Source organism: Streptococcus parasanguinis, from assembly GCF_001069785.1.
Classification (GTDB): domain Bacteria; phylum Bacillota; class Bacilli; order Lactobacillales; family Streptococcaceae; genus Streptococcus; species Streptococcus parasanguinis_T.
The window spans coordinates 4,852-22,738 of the sequence record NZ_JVSR01000059.1; the positions used below are offsets into that span (position 1 = coordinate 4,852).

17 protein-coding genes and 1 other annotated feature are annotated in these 17,887 nt (G+C 43.9%); of the genes, 15 read left to right on the forward strand and 2 right to left on the reverse strand.

Annotation, left to right across the window (positions count from 1 at the left end):
* Positions 1–62: 62 nt before the first annotated feature.
* Positions 63–1,724, reverse strand: a complete 1,662-nt coding sequence (locus ADG03_RS04840; protein ID WP_049472363.1) for an Rqc2 family fibronectin-binding protein — start codon at positions 1,722–1,724, stop codon at positions 63–65.
* Between the two features lie 150 nt (positions 1,725–1,874).
* Positions 1,875–2,106: a binding site (T-box leader), on the forward strand.
* A 131-nt stretch (positions 2,107–2,237) separates the two neighbouring features.
* Between ADG03_RS04840 and trpX the strand changes: the two genes are divergently transcribed.
* From trpX to pheT, 5 genes are all read left to right on the forward strand, one after another.
* Positions 2,238–3,239: a tryptophan ABC transporter substrate-binding protein gene (gene trpX, locus ADG03_RS04845; protein WP_049472361.1), complete on the forward strand. Its 1,002-nt coding sequence runs from the start codon at positions 2,238–2,240 to the stop codon at positions 3,237–3,239.
* Positions 3,240–3,362: 123 nt separating this feature from the next.
* Complete coding sequence (locus ADG03_RS04850) at positions 3,363–3,782, forward strand: chromosome partitioning protein ParB (RefSeq protein WP_049472360.1); 420 nt, start codon at positions 3,363–3,365, stop codon at positions 3,780–3,782.
* A gap of 314 nt (positions 3,783–4,096) precedes the next feature.
* On the forward strand, positions 4,097–5,143 hold the full coding sequence (pheS, locus tag ADG03_RS04855) for a phenylalanine--tRNA ligase subunit alpha (RefSeq protein ID WP_013903845.1): 1,047 nt from the start codon (positions 4,097–4,099) through the stop codon (positions 5,141–5,143).
* Between the two features lie 2 nt (positions 5,144–5,145).
* Positions 5,146–5,676, forward strand: coding sequence for a GNAT family N-acetyltransferase (locus tag ADG03_RS04860; RefSeq protein ID WP_049472358.1), 531 nt, complete (start codon positions 5,146–5,148; stop codon positions 5,674–5,676).
* 67 nt (positions 5,677–5,743) lie between these two features.
* The gene (gene pheT / locus ADG03_RS04865; RefSeq protein ID WP_049472356.1) at positions 5,744–8,149 is read left to right on the forward strand and encodes a phenylalanine--tRNA ligase subunit beta; all 2,406 of its coding nucleotides are present in this window, start codon (positions 5,744–5,746) and stop codon (positions 8,147–8,149) included.
* Between the two features lie 53 nt (positions 8,150–8,202).
* Here pheT and ADG03_RS04870 read toward each other — a convergent pair whose 3' ends face one another.
* Positions 8,203–8,673, reverse strand: coding sequence for a GNAT family N-acetyltransferase (locus ADG03_RS04870; protein WP_049472354.1), 471 nt, complete (start codon positions 8,671–8,673; stop codon positions 8,203–8,205).
* A gap of 235 nt (positions 8,674–8,908) precedes the next feature.
* Here ADG03_RS04870 and ADG03_RS04875 point away from each other — a divergent pair, with 235 nt between their 5' ends.
* The 10 genes from ADG03_RS04875 (at position 8,909) to ADG03_RS04920 (ending at position 17,792) form a co-directional block, all read left to right on the forward strand.
* Positions 8,909–9,217: a PH domain-containing protein gene (locus ADG03_RS04875; protein WP_024056335.1), complete on the forward strand. Its 309-nt coding sequence runs from the start codon at positions 8,909–8,911 to the stop codon at positions 9,215–9,217.
* 13 nt (positions 9,218–9,230) lie between these two features.
* Complete coding sequence (locus tag ADG03_RS04880; RefSeq protein ID WP_024056334.1) at positions 9,231–9,440, forward strand: helix-turn-helix transcriptional regulator; 210 nt, start codon at positions 9,231–9,233, stop codon at positions 9,438–9,440.
* Between the two features lies 1 nt (position 9,441).
* On the forward strand, positions 9,442–10,239 hold the full coding sequence (locus tag ADG03_RS04885) for a DUF3169 family protein (RefSeq protein WP_045759650.1): 798 nt from the start codon (positions 9,442–9,444) through the stop codon (positions 10,237–10,239).
* Between the two features lie 11 nt (positions 10,240–10,250).
* Complete coding sequence (locus ADG03_RS04890) at positions 10,251–11,144, forward strand: ABC transporter ATP-binding protein (protein WP_049472352.1); 894 nt, start codon at positions 10,251–10,253, stop codon at positions 11,142–11,144.
* Positions 11,141–12,355, forward strand: a complete 1,215-nt coding sequence (locus ADG03_RS04895) for an ABC transporter permease (RefSeq protein WP_049472350.1) — start codon at positions 11,141–11,143, stop codon at positions 12,353–12,355. Before ADG03_RS04890 ends, ADG03_RS04895 begins: the two co-directional genes overlap by 4 nt.
* A gap of 97 nt (positions 12,356–12,452) precedes the next feature.
* Positions 12,453–13,376, forward strand: a complete 924-nt coding sequence (locus ADG03_RS04900) for an aldo/keto reductase (RefSeq protein WP_049472349.1) — start codon at positions 12,453–12,455, stop codon at positions 13,374–13,376.
* A gap of 148 nt (positions 13,377–13,524) precedes the next feature.
* Positions 13,525–14,100, forward strand: a complete 576-nt coding sequence (locus ADG03_RS04905) for a TetR/AcrR family transcriptional regulator (protein WP_049472347.1) — start codon at positions 13,525–13,527, stop codon at positions 14,098–14,100.
* Positions 14,097–14,777: an ABC transporter ATP-binding protein gene (locus tag ADG03_RS04910; protein ID WP_049472346.1), complete on the forward strand. Its 681-nt coding sequence runs from the start codon at positions 14,097–14,099 to the stop codon at positions 14,775–14,777. The genes ADG03_RS04905 and ADG03_RS04910 overlap by 4 nt, the downstream gene beginning before the upstream one ends.
* A 3-nt stretch (positions 14,778–14,780) precedes the next feature.
* Positions 14,781–15,926 (forward strand): FtsX-like permease family protein, encoded by a 1,146-nt coding sequence (locus tag ADG03_RS04915; protein WP_049472345.1) that lies wholly within the window; start codon positions 14,781–14,783, stop codon positions 15,924–15,926.
* 102 nt (positions 15,927–16,028) lie between these two features.
* Positions 16,029–17,792, forward strand: coding sequence for a glycerophosphoryl diester phosphodiesterase membrane domain-containing protein (locus ADG03_RS04920; RefSeq protein WP_049472344.1), 1,764 nt, complete (start codon positions 16,029–16,031; stop codon positions 17,790–17,792).
* Positions 17,793–17,887 lie beyond the last annotated feature (95 nt).

The window sequence follows — 17,887 nt, forward strand, 5'->3', positions numbered from 1 at the left end:
GACGACGAAATCGAATTCTAACGAATTACCGATTTCTGTCCCACTCTCTTTTATTTTTGAAATCAGTCCGTTAGTTTCATGGCTTTGATTTTTTCTTCTTCTGGGGTGACCCGCAGAGTCTTCTGGCCTGTGTAGGTGACAAAGCCGGGCTTTCCACCAGTTGGTTTATTGAGTTTCTTAGCTTCGATCATATCTACTTGGACCAGGTTTGAGAGACGGGCCTTGGAATAGTAGGCCGCCAACTCTGCAGCGTCGGTCTTCACTTCATCCGATGGATCGAGATTTCCTGTAATGACGACGTGGCTTCCCGGGATATCTTTTGCATGGAACCAGAGTTCATCTTTCTTAGCGATCTTAAAGGTCAGTTCATCGTTCTGCAGATTATTGCGACCCACTAAAATGATAGTCTTTCCATCACTCGCCAGGTATTTCTCAGGTTTTTTCCGTTTATGAATTTTTTCACGGTTGCGCCGTTTGATAAAGCCGGTCTGGATTAACTCTTCTCGAATTTCTGCCACCTCAGCCAGGCTCGCTTGAGAAAGGGCTGTTTCAACCGTTTCAAGATAAGAAATAGTTTCCTTGGTTTCTTGAATGAGGATGGTCAAATGTTTGACGGCTTCTTTTAACTTCTGGTAGCGTTTGAAGTAGCGTTGGGCATTTTGATTGGGGGTCAGGGCCTTATTGAGTTGGATGGTGATCGGTTCATTGGTATAGTAATTATCCAAAACAACCTGGTCTTGGTCGTTTGGTACCTGATGGAGGAAGGTTGTCAACAATTCTCCTTTTTGGCGGAATTCTTCCGCATTGTCGGTCGCCGCTAACTCCGCTTCTTGCTTGGCTAATTTTTTCCGGTTCTTTTCAAGATCGTTTTCAACCTTGCGGATTAATTCACTGGCCTGTTGTTGCACCCGATCGCGCTCAGCCTTGTCTCGGTAATAGTCATCCAGCAGATCTGAAAGTGTCTCAAATGTTTGACTCGACGCATCCGCAAAGGGGATAGCCGAGAAGGATTTGGTCGTTAGGCGTGGCTCAGAAGGTGCCTCGAAAAAGGCACGGAAGGTTTTTAATTTTTCATCCGTCTCAAGTCGCTTGGCTAATTCTTGAGCCGTATCTCGCCCCAAACCTTGGAAACATTTTTGAAGGTTTTTTGGGCTTAACTCTTCCTTGTGAAGAAGGGCAAAAAGGTCTTCATCTCCAATTGTAAAAGGATTGACCGCGTCGGTTTTCGGAGGAGCTACATAGGTTGATCCAGGGAGAATGGTCCGGTAGCTATTTTGTGAGAAACCGACATGTTTAATGGCTTCGATGATTTTATTGCTGGTGCGGTCCAGGAGAATAATATTACTGTGCTTGCCCATGATTTCGATCATGAGGCTGACAGAAATGGCATCTCCAATTTCGTTTTTATTGGAGACACGGATTTCAAGAATCCGGTCGTTCTCCATTTGCTCAATCCCTTCAATGACAGCGCCTTGAAGATATTTGCGCATAACCATAATAAAGGTATTGGGAAAGGCAGGATTTTCAAAGTTGGTCTGGGTCCGTTGGATCCGTCCGAAGACAGAATGGGCAGAGAGCAAGAGTTTTTGGTTTTTTCGATTGCCTCGGATTTGGAGCACCAATTCTTGCTCGAAGGGTTGGTTAATTTTTTGAATGCGGCCACTCAAGAGTTGGGCCTTCAATTCTTGCACCATATGGTGTAAAAAAAATCCATCAAAAGACATGGGATTCCTCATCATTCTAGCGTTTATTCTAGTAAATTATATCAAAATTAGAGAGGAAATCCCAGAAAGAAGCTAGGGGCTGTTAAATAGAAAATGCGAACGTTTTCAAAAAAATGCAGAAAAAGTATTGACATTTTTGAAAGAAAACTTTAAAATGTAAGAAATTAGAAAAGTAGTAAATGAAAGTTTCAAGAGAGCCCACGGTTGCTGAGAGTGGGTAGCGGCAGTTTATGAAATTGGACTAATGATGAGATGAATTTGAAACAATAAAAATTCGGTTGGCACACCTTATCGTGCAACTTGTTGCTAGACAAGACAGAGATATGGGGGAGACTATCCTTTTCCCATAAGTGAGGTGGCACCGCGATGACACGTCCTCACATAGCTTTTGCTATGTGTGGGCGTGTTTTTTGTTTTAGATGAGAAGGGAGAAAAGAAATGAAGAAACGATGGCGTCGCAGTCTTTAGATGATGGAAAAAAAGAAGAAAATAAAAATAGAAGAGGTATTAAAAATGAAAAATAAACGTTTAATGGGAATTATTGGTTTGATTGCAGCAGCAGTCATTGGGACAGCGATCTATTCAGCTACAGCAGGCAAAGACAACAAGGCAGCAAGCAGCAATGAAAAGGCTAAAGTTGGGGTCTTGCAGTTGGTCAGCCACCCTTCGCTTGATTTGATCTACAAGGGGATTCAAGATGGTTTAGCTGAAGAAGGTTATGACAAAGACAAAGTGGACATTGATTTCCTCAATGCAGAAGGCGACCAAAACAAAGTTGCAACCATGAGTAAACAATTGGTAGACAAGGATAACCAAGTCTTGATTGGAATTGCAACTCCATCTGCTCAAGGTTTGGCTAGTGCAACCAAAGACAAACCAATCGTTATGGGAGCTGTCACTGATCCGGTCGGCGCAAACTTGGTCAAAGATTTGAAAAAACCAGGTGGCAATATCACTGGGGTATCTGACCATAATCCAACTGAGCAACAGTTGAAATTGATCAAAGAGTTGACTCCAAACGTGAAAACTATTGGGATCCTGTACTCAACCAGTGAAGATAATTCCAAATCTCAAGTAGAAGAATTTACAAAATTAGCTGAAAAAGCAGGCTTCAAGGTGATTCCTTACTCTGTACCTTCAACAAACGAAGTTGCTTCAACAGTTTCTGTCATGACTGGTAAAGTCGATGCCATCTGGGTTCCAATCGACAATACCATCGCTTCAGCCTTCTCAACAGTTGTCGAAGCAAACAAAACAGCTAAAAAACCAATCTTCCCAAGTGCGACAGCTATGGTAGAAGCTGGTGGTCTTGGTTCAGTCGTTGTCGACCAACATGATCTTGGAGTAGCAACTGGTAAAATGGCTGCGAAAATTTTGAAAGGCCAAAAACCTGCAGACACGCCTGTTGAAATCTTTAGCCAAGGAAAATCTGTCATCAATAAAAAAGTCGCAGATGAATTGGGTATTACTATTCCAGAATCTGTCTTGAAAGATGCTGGACAAGTCATTAAATAAAAAGAAAACGAATAACAAGAATGGCGGGGGAATTTGGCTTTGGCAGGTCTTTAAATCGTGACCTTTGAAAATGTCTACCAGTGCCCAGAACCAACTTTTATACTCTTGGTAGAGGAGAAAGAAATGGAAGTCAAGATAACAGATCTTCATCCGACCCAACTATATTTATCAGAAAAGAAGTTACAAGCTATCCAGATGCTGGATCAGTCGGCAGACATCATCAATGTGGATCCAATTAGTGTTCTTGCATTTGGAAATGGCTTCTTGATTACAGACGGGCATCACAGGGCTTATCAGGCTTTATTGGCAGGTCGGGATACGATTTCTGCTGAGTTTGATAGAGATGGTGGCGATGAGTTGTATGCTCTCTATGCGCAAGCTTGTGAGGGAAGAAAGATAACCTCTGTTTTGGATTTAAAACATCGTATCTTGCCTCAAGATGAGTATGAAGCAAAATGGTATAACTGGTGTGATGGTTTTAACCAAGCAGCCACTCTTCTATTGAAAAGGCATGCAGATGAAACAGACAAGGCAAATAGATAGTGCCCTGCCTCTTGTTCCTTTTTCTATTGAATTAGTCTCATCTAACTTGTTTTTTAACTAAAAATCTGATAAACTATGTAGTAATTGAATAGAAATCTGCAAGACTAGTATCTCAAGGGAAGTGCGACAGGGAGAAGAGCCGTGACTGAAAGCTCTTTGCATGAAAGCTGAGTGAATTCACTTGCGTAAAGGATTTAGAAATTAAGGTCTGGTTTACGGATAAAAAACGGATGGTACCGCGTGTCAACGCTCCGAATGTGGGTGTTGGTGCGTGGTTTTTTCTATGTCTGTAGTTGGACCATGATGGAGGAAATATGTCAACGATTGAAGAACAATTAAAAGCGCTTCGTGAAGAAACGCTGGCAGCTTTGAAGCAGATCTCTGCTGAAAATGAAAAAGAATTGCAAGAACTACGGGTCTCTGTCCTTGGGAAAAAAGGATCTCTGACTGAGATCCTCAAAGGGATGAAAGATGTCTCTGCTGAGATGCGTCCGGTTATCGGGAAACACGTCAATGAAGCCCGCGATGTCTTGACGGCTGCCTTTGAAGAAACAACCAAACTCTTGGAAGAAAAGAAAGTCCAAGCGAAACTAGCTAGCGAAAGCATCGATGTGACGCTTCCTGGTCGTCCGGTTGCTAGTGGTTACCGTCATATCTTGACCCAAACCAGTGAAGAAATCGAAGATATCTTTATCGGGATGGGCTACCAAGTCGTGGACGGCTTTGAAGTGGAGCAAGACTACTACAACTTTGAACGCATGAATCTGCCTAAAGATCACCCAGCGCGGGATATGCAGGATACCTTCTATATCACAGAAGAAATCTTGCTTCGGACCCATACCTCACCAGTACAGGCGCGGGCGATGGATGCGCATGACTTTAGCAAGGGACCATTGAAGATGATCTCTCCAGGGCGTGTTTTCCGTCGGGATACAGATGATGCGACCCACAGCCACCAATTCCATCAGATCGAAGGCTTGGTCGTTGGGAAGAACATCTCAATGGCAGACCTTCAAGGAACGCTTCAATTGATCGTGCAAAAGATGTTTGGTGCAGAACGTCAAATCCGTCTGCGTCCTTCTTACTTCCCATTTACCGAGCCATCAGTTGAAGTAGACGTTTCTTGCTTCAAATGTGGTGGAGCTGGATGTAACGTATGTAAGAAAACTGGTTGGATTGAAATCATGGGAGCCGGTATGGTTCACCCACGCGTCCTTGAGATGAGTGGTATTGACCCAACAGTTTATTCAGGATTTGCCTTTGGACTTGGTCAAGAGCGTGTGGCTATGCTTCGTTACGGAATCAATGATATACGTGGCTTCTATCAAGGGGATATCCGTTTTTCAGAACAATTTAAATAATTATGTTAGTAAAAGTTAAGCCGAATGAATTTCAAATTTTAAGGGAATTAGAGGTGGAAACCTACGGGGATACCTTTGGTCCCTACATCTCGGATGCCGATATGGAAGATTACTACCAGACGGTTTTATCGCTAGAGCAGATCCAAAAGGATTTGGCAGACCCGGAATCAGAGACCTATTTTGTCCTTGATCACAATCAGGAAATTTGTGGTTTTCTCAAGATCAACTGGGGTCAGGCGCAGACCGAGCCAGTAGAGATGGACAAGTCCTTTGAGATCCAACGGATATATGTCAAAAAGGAATGGCATGGGGCTGGTTTTGGCAAGGAAATGTTTAGCTTTGCGCTGGATCAAGCCAAGAGCCGGGGCTTTGAGTGGGCCTGGCTGGGTGTCTGGGAACGAAATTTTAAGGCCCAAAACTTTTACAAACAATTCGGATTTGAACGGTTTAGCGAGCACCACTTTATCACAGGGGAAACCGTGGATACAGACTGGTTGCTGCGCAAGCATTTGAAGGAGAATCCGCAAGCTTAATTGTGGGTCCAAATTGAGAGAAAGGAATTGAAAAGGTCTCACCTAGTGGGATCTTACGATCAGAATTATGTTAGTATCATATAAATGGTTAAAACAATTGGTGGACGTGGATGTGCCATCAGAAGAGTTGGCTGAAAAAATGTCAACCACAGGGATCGAGGTAGAAGGTGTGGCATCACCTGCTGCTGGTCTCTCAAAAATTGTCGTTGGAGAAGTCTTGTCTTGTGAAGATGTGCCAGAAACACACTTGCATGTCTGCCAAGTCAATGTGGGTGAAGAAGAAGCCCGTCAAATCGTATGTGGAGCACCAAATGTGCGTGCAGGCATCAAGGTGATGGTGGCTCTTCCAGGTGCTCGCATCGCGGACAACTACAAGATTAAAAAAGGGAAAATCCGTGGCTTGGAATCCCTTGGGATGATCTGTTCTTTGGGTGAGTTGGGTATTTCTGACTCTGTTGTACCAAAAGAATTTGCAGACGGCATCCAAATCTTGCCTCAAGATGCTGTTCCTGGAGAAGAAGTCTTCTCTTACCTCGACTTGGATGATGAAATCATCGAACTTTCCATCACTCCAAACCGTGCAGACGCTCTTTCTATGCGTGGGGTAGCGCACGAAGTAGCAGCCATCTATGATAAGGCAGTCAATTTCAAAGACTTTACGTTGACTGAAACAGACCAAGCTGCAGCCGATGCACTTTCTGTCAGCATAGACACAGACAAAGCTCCTTATTATGCGGCTCGTATCTTGGACAATGTAACCATCGCCCCAAGTCCACAATGGTTGCAAAACCTCCTCATGAATGAAGGTATCCGTCCGATCAACAATGTGGTCGATGTAACCAACTATATCCTGCTTTACTTTGGTCAACCTATGCATGCCTTTGACTTGGATACCTTTGAAGGAAGCGAGATCCGTGTGCGTGAAGCGCGTGCAGGTGAAAAATTAGTAACCTTGGATGGGGAAGAACGTGAGTTGGAAACGAGTGACCTTGTGATTACAGTAGCTGACAAACCAGTGGCCCTCGCAGGTGTCATGGGTGGAGAGGCTACAGAAATCTCTGAAAAATCTACTCGTGTTGTCCTTGAAGCAGCTGTCTTCAATGGCAAATCGATCCGTAAGACTAGCGGTCGCCTTAACCTTCGTTCTGAATCATCTTCACGTTTTGAAAAAGGGATCAATGTGGCAACCGTCAATGAAGCCCTTGATGCGGCAGCGAGCATGATTGCAGAGCTTGCAGGTGCCACTGTTCGCAAGGGAGTCGTTTCAGCAGGCCAGCTCGATACTTCTGATGTGGAAGTTTCTTCTACCCTTGCAGACGTTAACCGTGTCCTTGGGACTGATCTTACTTATGCCGATGTCGAAGATGTCTTCCGTCGCCTTGGATTTGGCCTTTCTGGAAACGCTGAAGCCTTTACTGTCAGCGTTCCACGTCGCCGTTGGGACATCACCATCGAAGCGGACCTCTTTGAGGAAATCGCTCGGATTTATGGTTATGACAAATTACCAGCAACCCTTCCAAAAGATGACGGGACCGCAGGTGAATTGACAGTGACTCAAAAATTGCGTCGCCAAGTTCGCACTATTGCTGAAGGAGCAGGCTTGACTGAAATCATCACTTACGCCCTGACAACTCCTGAAAAAGCAGTGGAGTTCGCTACATCACCAAGCAACTTAACAGAGCTTATGTGGCCAATGACTGTGGATCGTTCAGTCCTACGTCAAAATATGATCTCAGGGATCTTAGATACCGTAGCTTATAACGTCGCTCGCAAGAACAAAGATTTGGCCCTCTACGAGATCGGGAAAGTCTTTGAACAGACAGGAAATCCAAAAGAAGACTTACCAAACGAAATCAACAGCTTTGCCTTTGCTTTAACTGGCCTAGTCGCTGAAAAAGACTTCCAAACTGCAGCTGTTCCAGTTGACTTCTTCTATGCTAAGGGAATCCTTGAAGCCCTCTTTGCTCGCTTGGGTCTTGGTGTGACTTATACAGCAACTTCTGAAATCAAGAGTCTCCACCCAGGGCGGACAGCCTTGATCTCACTTGGTGACCAGGTGATTGGGGTCTTGGGACAAGTCCACCCTGTAACAGCTAAGGCTTATGATATCCCAGAAACCTATGTGGCGGAATTGAACTTATCTGCTATTGAAGCAGCTCTTCAACCAGCCGCAGCCTTTGTGGAAATCACCAAATTCCCAGCAGTGAGCCGTGATATCGCCCTTCTCCTCAAAGCAGAAGTGACTCACCAAGAAGTGGTTGATGCGATTCAATCTGCTGGCGTGAAACGCTTAACAGATATCAAACTCTTTGACGTCTTCTCCGGTGAAAAACTAGGACTTGGCATGAAGTCTATGGCCTACAGCTTGACCTTCCAAAATCCAGAAGATAGCTTGACGGATGAGGAAGTCGCACGCTACATGGAAAAAATCCAAGCATCACTTGAAGAAAAAGTCAATGCAGAAGTACGTTAAAATGTGTATAGAAAAAACCGTTGATGACTCATCAACGGTTTTTAAAATTCATTTTACAAGATGGTTTCCATGACCGTTTCTTGAGGTTTCATGCCCTGTCTTTGATAGAAGCGAAGGGCTCCTTCATTGTCATTCCAGACATTAAGAGTCAGGTTGTAGCAGCCGATTTCCTTGGCATAGCTGACAGCGAATTGATAAAGTTGATCACCGATCTTTTGTCCACGCGCTGCTTGATCGACACACAAGTCTTCGATGAAGAGGGTTTTTATCGGATGAAGCACAGGATTGTCAGAGACTTCTTTAATGGTGATGAAGAGATGTCCTAGGATCTGGTCATCCGCATTTTCGTAGACGAAAATCGGTGTCTGCTCTTGCGTCATTAACTTTTTCAATTCTTCTTCACTATATTTTCCGCCACTTTCTTTGAAAATATCGGGACGGGCTTGGTGGTGAACGGAAAGAATTTGTTCTAAGAGACCAAGCAAAGCAGGAATATCTTTTGGTTGAGCTGAACGAATCGTCATGTAGATCCTCCTTAGTAGTATTTTCTTCATTATAAAAATTTCTTACAGAGCTTGTCAATGGAAAAAGGAACGCTAAAAGGTGCGCAAATGCGGGCCTTTTATTTCTTACCTCAAATGATCTTGTCAACCATATTTTTATTTTTGACAAATATTTTTTATTTTTTTGACAAATATGCTTGTCAAAAAGAAAAAGAAGTGTTACAATGTTTTTAGTTGAAAGAAGGGGAGGTTTCTTATGGGAGCCATATGGATTCTATTTATCCCTTTTCTGGTTATCGTTTATGCAAGCTCAGAAAAGAAGATAAAAGGATTGAACAGACGCATCAGACGATTAGAAAAACAAGTGAAAGGAAATCAAGACATGTCTAGACTTTTAGAAGAATTGAAAGGCCAAACGGCCACTGTTACAGTAGATGGTGTTGGATTTGAGTATGAAATTATAGATATCGATGAAGATTGGGTCAAACTGACCCGTGTGATTCATAAACAACAGAGGGAAACCAAGTTAGTCCGTATCGAAGATATTCAAGGTATTCAACTATAAGGGGGCTGATGCCATGATTTTAAAAAATCGATTGAAAGAGCTGAGGGCGCGTGATGGACTCAACCAATCCGAGCTAGCCAAGCTAGCAGGGGTCTCGCGCCAGTCCATCAGTCTCTTGGAACGTGGTGAGTATACACCTTCTGTCATTATCGCCATGACCATTGCCCAGATCTTCAATGAACCAGTGGAGAATGTCTTTAGTCTAGTAGAGGGAGAAGAATAATATGAAAAAGCAACAACAAGAACGATCCGCTCGTTACCGGTTTTGGAGAAATGTCGGAATCATTACAGTTTCCGGCTTGATTGGAGGAGTCATTGGTTTTTTGACAGGCATGTTCGGATCCGAAAAACCCCTTGAAATCCAATCCTTCTTTAGTAAAGAAGGACTCCTTTGGGGTTCAATACTTTTGTTTCTTATCGTGTTTATGGTCACGATAGCCTTACTAATAAGCGCGAGAAAAGTCCATCAAAAAATGCTCCAGATAGAAGACGAAGAGGAAGCCTATCACTATGACATCCAGAAGGAAAAACTGTTTGGGTTAGCGACCATTTTTAAAGGAGTCATGATCTTGCCATACTTTTTAGTCATCATCTTTTATAGTCAATGGGTGTATATGGATAGACCTTCCACAGGGCACTTGGCTTTTATCTTTGGAGACTTTACCATGCTCTATCTCTTTCTTGTCTTGATTGCCCTATTTTTCCTATCGGATATCTTCTTTCGCAAGACCTTCCATCTGATTTATGGAAAACCGATTCCCCGCAATGCCAATGCCAAGGAAGTGCGTGAATTTATGATGAGTATGATGGATGAAGCAGAAAAGCAGATTAGCTACGAGGAAAACTATGAAATTATCATTAAGTTAAGCAATTATATCTTGCCGATTTCCTTAATTGCGATATTCTTAGTTGGCATTGCTTTCCATACAGATATCTTGTTAGCATTAGTAGTGGTATCACTGATTTATGTCTATATCTTGGTCTCTCAGTACAAGATTACCAAACGTTATTATAAAGAGTAGAGGAGTCATCCATGTTAGAAATTAGAAATTTAGAAAAAAGCTTTGGGAATAAGCAGGTTCTCTTCGGAGTAGATCTGACAGCTCAACAAGGGCATATCCTTGGCTTAGTTGGGAAAAATGGGGCCGGGAAAACAACTATTTTCCACAGTATCTTGCGCTTTTTGGACTACAGCGGCGAGATTCGCCTAGGTGGCAAAGCGATCACCCAAGAAACCTACAAGGAAATTGGCTATTTGCCAGAAGAACGTAGTCTTATGCCAAAACTCACGATTTTTGAGCAGGTCCGCTATTTGGCTGCCTTAAAAGGAATGAGCACTGCTGAGGTCAAGGAAAAATTACCGACCTGGATGGAAAAACTCCAAGTAAAAGGAAAATTGACCGATAAAATCAAGAGTCTCTCAAAAGGGAACCAACAGAAGGTGCAACTGATCATCACCTTGATCCATGAGCCTAAATTGATCATATTAGATGAACCCTTTAGTGGCTTGGATCCGGTCAATACAGAAGTGCTCAAGCAGGTCATCTTTGAAGAAAAAGAGCGTGGGGCAACCATTATCTTTTCTGACCACGTCATGACCAATGTTGAAGAGTTGTGTGATGATATTCTAATGATCCGTGATGGTTCGGTTGTCCTTTCAGGGCCTGTCCAAGAGGTCCGGAATAGCTATGGCAAGACTCGCCTCTTTGTCTCAAACGACTTTAGCAAAGAAGAGCTAGAAGCCCTGCCACACGTGACCAAGGTCAGCATGACCAAGCAAGGGACGTGGAAGTTGATCTTGGATGATGCATCAGCTGGTCCAGAATTATTTGACCGCTTGACCAATGGCCACTACCTAGCAACCTTTGACCACCAAGCCCCAACTATTGATGAGATCTTTAAACTTGAATCAGGAGTAGAAGTATGAAACAGATGTTTGTCGTAATGAAAGAAACCTATATCAGACAAGTGAAATCATGGAGTTTCCTCTTCATGGTCTTCGGTCCCTTCCTCTTTTTAGGATTGAGCATTGGAATCGGTTATCTGACAGGTTCTTCTACAGATGCCAAAAACCAAGTGGCCTTGGTGACAGAAGTTCCAGCTGTCAAAGAAAGTCTCAAAGGAACTGATGGCTTGACCTTGGACTACAAAGATGAAGCTGCAGCTAAAAAAGCCATCAAGGATGAGAAAGCCGCTGCTTACCTAACGGTCGATGAAAAAGATGGCCAGCTAGAAGCTACTTATGTGGGTGATCAAGCCATGAAAATGGAATTGAAAAGCCTTGTCGCTGCGAAATTAAGCCAGGTCCAACAAGGGATCAATCTAGCGCGTGCCAATCTAAGCAAAGAGCAGCTGACAGCCTTGTCTCAACAGGTTTCTCTCAAAGAAAAAATTGATGAGAAAAAAGAAGGCTTGAAAATGGTGCAAACCATGGTTGCAGGTGGTCTAGGAATGTTGCTTTATATGATTTTGATCTTCTACTCGAGTATCACAGCCCAAGAAGTGGCTAGTGAAAAGGGAACTAAGATCATGGAAGTGGTCTTCTCTAGTATCAAAGCAACCGACTATTTCTTCGCACGCATGCTCGGACTCTTCGGAGTGATCTTTACTCATATTTTTGTCTATGTGATTGGTTTAGTAGCTGTTTGGATCTTTAGAGCAGATATCCCAGTTGTCAAGGATATTCTCGCTCCAAACTCTCCGATTACCCAACACCTAGCAGAAGCGATCTCGCTCAATACCGTCTTCTTCATTATCCTTGGGATCTTTATGTATGTGGTGCTCTCTGCCTTCTTAGGCTCCACAGTTGCACGACCTGAAGATTCAGGAAAAGCGATTTCGCCACTAATGATGTTAGTTATCTTTAGCTTCCTTGGGGTAACCACCTTGGGAAGTGCCGGTGATATCTTCTTATTGAAGATCGGTTCGTACATTCCTTTCATTTCCACCTTCTTCATGCCTTTCCGTACTATCAATGGCTATGCGACTGGTCTTGAATCTTGGGCTTCATTGGGAATTGCGGTCCTCTTTACCATCGTGGGAACAGTGCTCATCGCTCGAATCTATGCGAGCTTAATCCTCCAGACCGATGACCTCGGACCATGGAAGACCATCAAACGTGCTCTTAGCTATCGCTAATCAGTCAAGCCCTCAGTGATTGCTGGGGGCTTTTTGAATGAAAATTGACTTTTGCAAGCCTTTTCACTACAATAGAACTACAGAAAAGGAGGCGGACATGAACTATATTGAGTTTGCTGAAAATGAGCGTCTGTCCACGATTGTCCTTGGGATGATGCGGATCAGTCAGATGAGTGAAGACGAGGTGGAGGCCTTGGTAGAGGCAGCTTTGTCGATTGGGATCAACACTTTTGACTTAGCGGATATCTATGGCGATGGCCAGTGTGAGGTCCTGCTGGGTAAGCTTCTCAAGCGTCGTCCGGATCTTCGGGACCAGATGTGGATTCAGTCCAAGTGTGGGATTCGCAAAGACGGCTTTACCTATTTTGATTTTTCTAAGGACTATATTTTGGACTCCGTCGACGGTATTCTTGAGCGTCTCCAGATTGAGCGCTTAGATAGTCTTCTCCTTCACCGACCGGATGCCCTCATGGAGCCTGAAGAAGTGGCGGCAGCTTTTGATCACTTGGAGCAAGCGGGCAAGGTCCGTCATTTTGGGGTGTCCAATCAAAATCCTATGATGATGGAATTGCTTAAGACGGCTGTCAAACAACCTCTCAAGGTCAACCAGTTGCAGTTGAGTGCAGCCTTTACACCGAGCTTTGAAGCTGGTTTTCATGTCAATATGGAAGGGCCAAAAGCAGCCGTGCGAGATGGCAGTGTCTTTGAGTATTGTCGCTTAACCGATACGGTGATTCAAGCTTGGTCTGTCCTCCAGCATGGCTACTTCAAGGGGAATTTTGTCGGCGAAGAAGAGTTTGCGGCCCTCAATCACGTCCTCAATGACTTGGCGAAAAAATACCAGGTCACTCCGACAGCTATCGCCCTTGCCTGGGTCCTTCGCTATCCAGGTAAGATGCAGGCTGTCATCGGAACGACCAAGCTCCAACATGTCCTAGAAGCAGGGGAGGCAGCAACAGTCACTTTGACGCGCAAGGAATGGTATCAAATCTACTTGGCGGCGGGAAATGATTTGCCTTAGAATCTTGTTAGTAAACCAGATTTCACTCTTATCGGTGGTCTGGTTTTTTGTTTTGTTGTTTTCAGATTTTTCTTGACAAGTCTTTCTTTTTTATGGTATTCTTTATGCAACAAGTGTTGCGCAACAAATGTTGCGTGAAAGGAGTCTTATGCCACCAAAGGTTAAATTCAGTAAAGAGGCTATGATTGGGACAGCTTTACAATTGGTGAGAGAAGAGGGCATGGTTAGTTTAACGGCTCGAGCATTAGCGGAGAAACTGGGAGCCACACCGAGAGTCATTTTTGGGCAATTTGCTAATATGTCTGAGTTACAAGCAGAGGTTATTGGTGCTGCGGAGATGGTGGTGGTAGAGTATATTCGCAAGGCCTTAGAAGATGAGAAACCTTTTCGATCTGTCGGGGTTGCTTATATCCTTTTCGCCTCAAAAGAGCCCCAACTTTTTCAGTTGCTTTTCCAAAATCCTAGCAAAGAGCCGATTCGTCGCTTTCAAGATTTTCTTCCCATGAAGGATCATAGTTACCAATTGGTTCTGGATTCGATCGTTGCAGACTATCCTTTGACTGTAGAGGAGGCTGGTCGCTTGTACCAGCATCTATTTATCTACTCGCACGGGATGGCCTCTATGGTTGCTTCTGGCATTTATCAGTTCGGCATGGAAGAAGTGATTGGATTACTGACAGAGGTTTGTCAATCTCTCATCAAAGAAATGGTAGGAAAGAAATGATTCAACTAAAAAATGTTCACAAAAGTTACGGGCAAACTAAGGTTTTAAAAGGGATTGATTTGCAGATTCAAGACAAGGATGATGTGGTGATCCTCGGTCCTTCTGGATCGGGGAAATCAACTCTCTTAAATGTGTTATCAGGATTAGAAAAGGTAGACGAGGGGCATATCCTCATTCAAGGACAAGATTTATCACAACTCACGGATGCTCAATTGACGGCCTTTAGACGGGAGAAGATTGCCTTTATTTTCCAGCAGTATTATCTATTGCCGAATCTAACGGTTAGACAAAATGTAAAGATGGGTGCTGACCTGGCAAACAATCATGATTTTTTGCAGATCATCGAGGATTTGGGGCTTGGCGATAAGCTGGACAAGTATCCGAGTGAATTGTCTGGTGGGGAACAGCAGAGAGTCTCCATTGCTCGGGCCTTGGCCAAAAAGCCAGAGATTCTCTTCTTAGATGAGCCGACGGGAGCTCTCGATGAAGAAACAGGGCGCAAGATTCTCGACTATATCTGGAAATTGAAGGAAAAGCTGGGCTTTACCTTGATTATGGTGACGCACAACCAAAATATTGCGGATATGGCCAGAACCATCATTCGTGTCAATAGTGGCAAGATTACTGAAGTTGTGACCAATGATCAACCTCAGACTGCTTATGAGATTGGATGGTAAGCTATGTTTTCAGTAAAAGATATTCGAAAATTAGTTGTCGTCAGTATCATTGGGGCTTGTGCGGTCTTTGTGGCCAATCTCTTCTTGAATTTTTACTTGGACATCGAGCAGTTGGAGATTTCGAAAACCAATCCCATGATTCAGACCTACTATGATGCCCAGGTTTCGCTTTCTTGGATGGTGGCCATGGTCAGTGGAGTCGTCTTGTCCTTGACGTCGGTCCTTCTCATGTGTTTTTATATCAAACAATTTGTTGATGACCACAAGGAACAATTAGGGATTTTAAAGGCTTTGGGATACAGCAATGGCCAGTTAGCTAAACGGTTTTGGGCCTTCGGACTCAGTTTTGGAGCTGGAGCGTTTCTTGGCTATTTCACTTCATTTCTCATGATGGGACATTTTTATGACTTCCGTAATGAGAAGGGGATCCTGCCAGAAATCACCATTCATTTTCATTGGCAGCTCTTGCTTGCTTTGGTGATCCTACCAACGATCTTCTTTATGCTTCTCGCGATTGGGTATGCTAGAAGACAACTACAAACGCCGGCACTTCGCTTATTGAAAAAGTCCCCAAGTCCGATCAAGGTCAATAGGAGAAAGAGGGCTCCCAAGAAAGACAAATCCTTCCTAAAAGAGCTGTCCTCGTCACTGATATGGGGGAGAAAATCTATCTTGTTTTTTGTGGTCTTTGGCTCTATGTGTTTTGCGACCATGGTCCAATTGTCCTTTGGCTTAAGAGATTACACAGATGACATCATCCAAGCGATGATGATCATGATCGGCTTGATCCTTTCTTTCTCGATTCTCTTTTTGTCATTGGGGATTGTTGTCTCTGAAAGTCGGGAAACCTTGGCTCTTATGAAGGCTTTTGGCTACACCGATCGTGAATGCCAAAGTCATATTCTCGCTCCCTATCGTTTTTGGGCTTATTTAGGATTTGTTCTTGGGACGGTTTACCAATATGGCATCATGGAAATTTTGATCGGTGTGATCAAAGATACGGTTCCTGAAAAGATTGAGCATCACTTTGATGGGAATGTGTGCTTTTGGACCTTGCTTGGTTTTACTGTGGTTTACGAAAGCCTCTTTTATCTATCCAACAGAAAACTCCAAAAACAAACCATCAAAGAAGTGCTCTTAGCTGAATGATCAGAAAAGGTTGGGTTTCCCAGCCTTTTTCTTGTGCAAGTCATTGACAAGGGAGGGCTTTTCCGCTATTCTAAGGGAATAAAAGAAAGGAAAGGGATTGAGATGAAACGGACTTACTGGCAGGACCTGAAGGGGGCCTTTTACTTGATCTGGCGCAACAAATGGTCCTTTATCGCAATTGGGATTTTGCTACAATTTGTCGTTGGTATTGGGGCTGCGACCTTGAGTTGGCTCTTTCAACTGGCAGTCTTGCTTGCGGGTCAGGCCAATATCGATAAGAACAACTTGGTCTCTGTGATGAGCCATCCCTTGAGCTTGCTGGCTCTTTTGGTCTTTATCATGGTCTTTGCTTTCTTGTTTATGCTGGAAATGCGGACCCTGATTTCGGTTATTTACCTGTCGCGAACCGATCGGCACTTGTCCTTTAAAAAGGTGTTAGGCCAATCATTTGGTCGCTTGAAGGATCTAGCGGGGAGAAACCTGCTTTACTTTCTGCTCTATCTCCTTTTGACCTTGCCTGTCGCAGGGGTTTTGATTGGATCGACCCTGACAGATGGGCTTTTTATTCCAACCTTTATCACAGGGGAGTTTGAAAAGACTACGATGGGCTCCATCGGGCTCTTAGTGGTGCAGCTTACCTTTATCTATCTCAATCTTCGCCTCATCTATACGGTTCCTAACCTAGTGGTAGAGGAGCTGCCATTTGGTCGTGCCTTGAAAAAAAGCTGGAGCATGACCAAAAGAGGAAGCTTTCGTCTCTTATGGAGAATTCTGTCCTTTGAGTTTCTCTTAACCTTTCTAGGGATTTTGCTGGTCTTGGGTCTGGTCTTTACCTTGACGGTGATCGATAAAGAGGGGCAGTATTTCTGGGTGGAGACCATCTTTTTGGTCTTGATTCGGACCTTCCTGTTTATTTTTACAGTCTTGACAAAGGTGGGATCGCTCGGCATCATCTTGGATTCTGCATGGGAAGTACCGAGCCGATCGGTCATGCACTCCAAAGGCAGTCGAAAGATGAAGGGGCTCTTTGCTCTGACAGTGGTCTTTCTCGTGCTGCAATCGGGGATTTCAGCTTTTGAACTGGCAACCCTAAAAGTCAATGATCAGATCAAGCTCATCGCCCATCGTGGCGATGTCTCTAAAGGGGTAGAAAATTCCCTGGAAGCCCTAGAAGCAGCAGCCAAGGGAAAGGCGGCTTATGCAGAGATGGATATTCTTCTCACCAAGGACCATCAATTTGTCGTCATGCATGACTACAATCTCAAGCGCCTTGCTGGGGTGGACAAGGATGTGAAAGATATGACCCTAGCTGAGGTGCAAGGCCTCAAGATTCAGCAGGATGGTCACACGAGTCATATCCCTTCTTTTGAAGAATATGTTAAACGGGCCAAAGAATTGAACATGAAGTTGTTAGTCGAGCTTAAGCCCCATGGTGGAGAGCCTGCTAATTATGTGGATCTCTTTGTCCAGAAAATGAGGGAGCTGGGGGTTGAAAAAGACTATCCGGCCATGTCTTTGGATCTGTCGGTCATGGAAAAGGTCGAGAAAAAAGCTCCTGAGATCAAGACTGGCTATGTTATTCCCATTCAATTCGGTCGCTTTGAGAATGATTCGGTCGACTTCTTTGCGATTGAAGACTTTTCTTATCAGGAGGAATTGGTGACCCAGGCCCATGAGATGAAAAAAGAGCTCTATGTTTGGACCATCAATGACAAGCAGAAGTTGACGAAGTATTTGCAACAACCCATTGATGGCTTGATTACGGATGAATTGACAGAGGCACAAAGACTGAAAAAGGATTTGAAACAAAACAAGTCTTACTTTGATCGTTTCTTGAATCTTGTTGCTACGTCTAAGGAAGAATAAGATAGGATAGGCATAGAGAGAGTGGGACAGAAATCGGTAATTCGCTAGAATTCGATTTCGTCGTCCCACCTCCGCACAGTTGAGTAGGGCTGTAA

Excerpts from the sequence above, each read along its gene's own strand:
- ADG03_RS04910 (WP_049472346.1), top strand. The coding sequence starts at position 14,097 with ATGATTCAACTAAAAAATGTTCACAAAAGTTACGGGCAAACTAAGGTT.
- ADG03_RS04860 (WP_049472358.1), top strand. The coding sequence starts at position 5,146 with ATGTTAGTAAAAGTTAAGCCGAATGAATTTCAAATTTTAAGGGAATTA.
- ADG03_RS04905 (WP_049472347.1), top strand. The coding sequence starts at position 13,525 with ATGCCACCAAAGGTTAAATTCAGTAAAGAGGCTATGATTGGGACAGCT.
- ADG03_RS04920 (WP_049472344.1), top strand. The coding sequence starts at position 16,029 with ATGAAACGGACTTACTGGCAGGACCTGAAGGGGGCCTTTTACTTGATC.
- ADG03_RS04885 (WP_045759650.1), top strand. The coding sequence starts at position 9,442 with ATGAAAAAGCAACAACAAGAACGATCCGCTCGTTACCGGTTTTGGAGA.
- ADG03_RS04880 (WP_024056334.1), top strand. The coding sequence starts at position 9,231 with ATGATTTTAAAAAATCGATTGAAAGAGCTGAGGGCGCGTGATGGACTC.
- ADG03_RS04875 (WP_024056335.1), top strand. The coding sequence starts at position 8,909 with ATGGGAGCCATATGGATTCTATTTATCCCTTTTCTGGTTATCGTTTAT.
- ADG03_RS04840 (WP_049472363.1), bottom strand. The coding sequence starts at position 1,724 with ATGTCTTTTGATGGATTTTTTTTACACCATATGGTGCAAGAATTGAAG.
- pheS (WP_013903845.1), top strand. The coding sequence starts at position 4,097 with ATGTCAACGATTGAAGAACAATTAAAAGCGCTTCGTGAAGAAACGCTG.
- ADG03_RS04895 (WP_049472350.1), top strand. The coding sequence starts at position 11,141 with ATGAAACAGATGTTTGTCGTAATGAAAGAAACCTATATCAGACAAGTG.
- ADG03_RS04900 (WP_049472349.1), top strand. The coding sequence starts at position 12,453 with ATGAACTATATTGAGTTTGCTGAAAATGAGCGTCTGTCCACGATTGTC.
- pheT (WP_049472356.1), top strand. The coding sequence starts at position 5,744 with ATGTTAGTATCATATAAATGGTTAAAACAATTGGTGGACGTGGATGTG.
- ADG03_RS04890 (WP_049472352.1), top strand. The coding sequence starts at position 10,251 with ATGTTAGAAATTAGAAATTTAGAAAAAAGCTTTGGGAATAAGCAGGTT.
- ADG03_RS04870 (WP_049472354.1), bottom strand. The coding sequence starts at position 8,673 with ATGACGATTCGTTCAGCTCAACCAAAAGATATTCCTGCTTTGCTTGGT.
- trpX (WP_049472361.1), top strand. The coding sequence starts at position 2,238 with ATGAAAAATAAACGTTTAATGGGAATTATTGGTTTGATTGCAGCAGCA.
- ADG03_RS04850 (WP_049472360.1), top strand. The coding sequence starts at position 3,363 with ATGGAAGTCAAGATAACAGATCTTCATCCGACCCAACTATATTTATCA.
- ADG03_RS04915 (WP_049472345.1), top strand. The coding sequence starts at position 14,781 with ATGTTTTCAGTAAAAGATATTCGAAAATTAGTTGTCGTCAGTATCATT.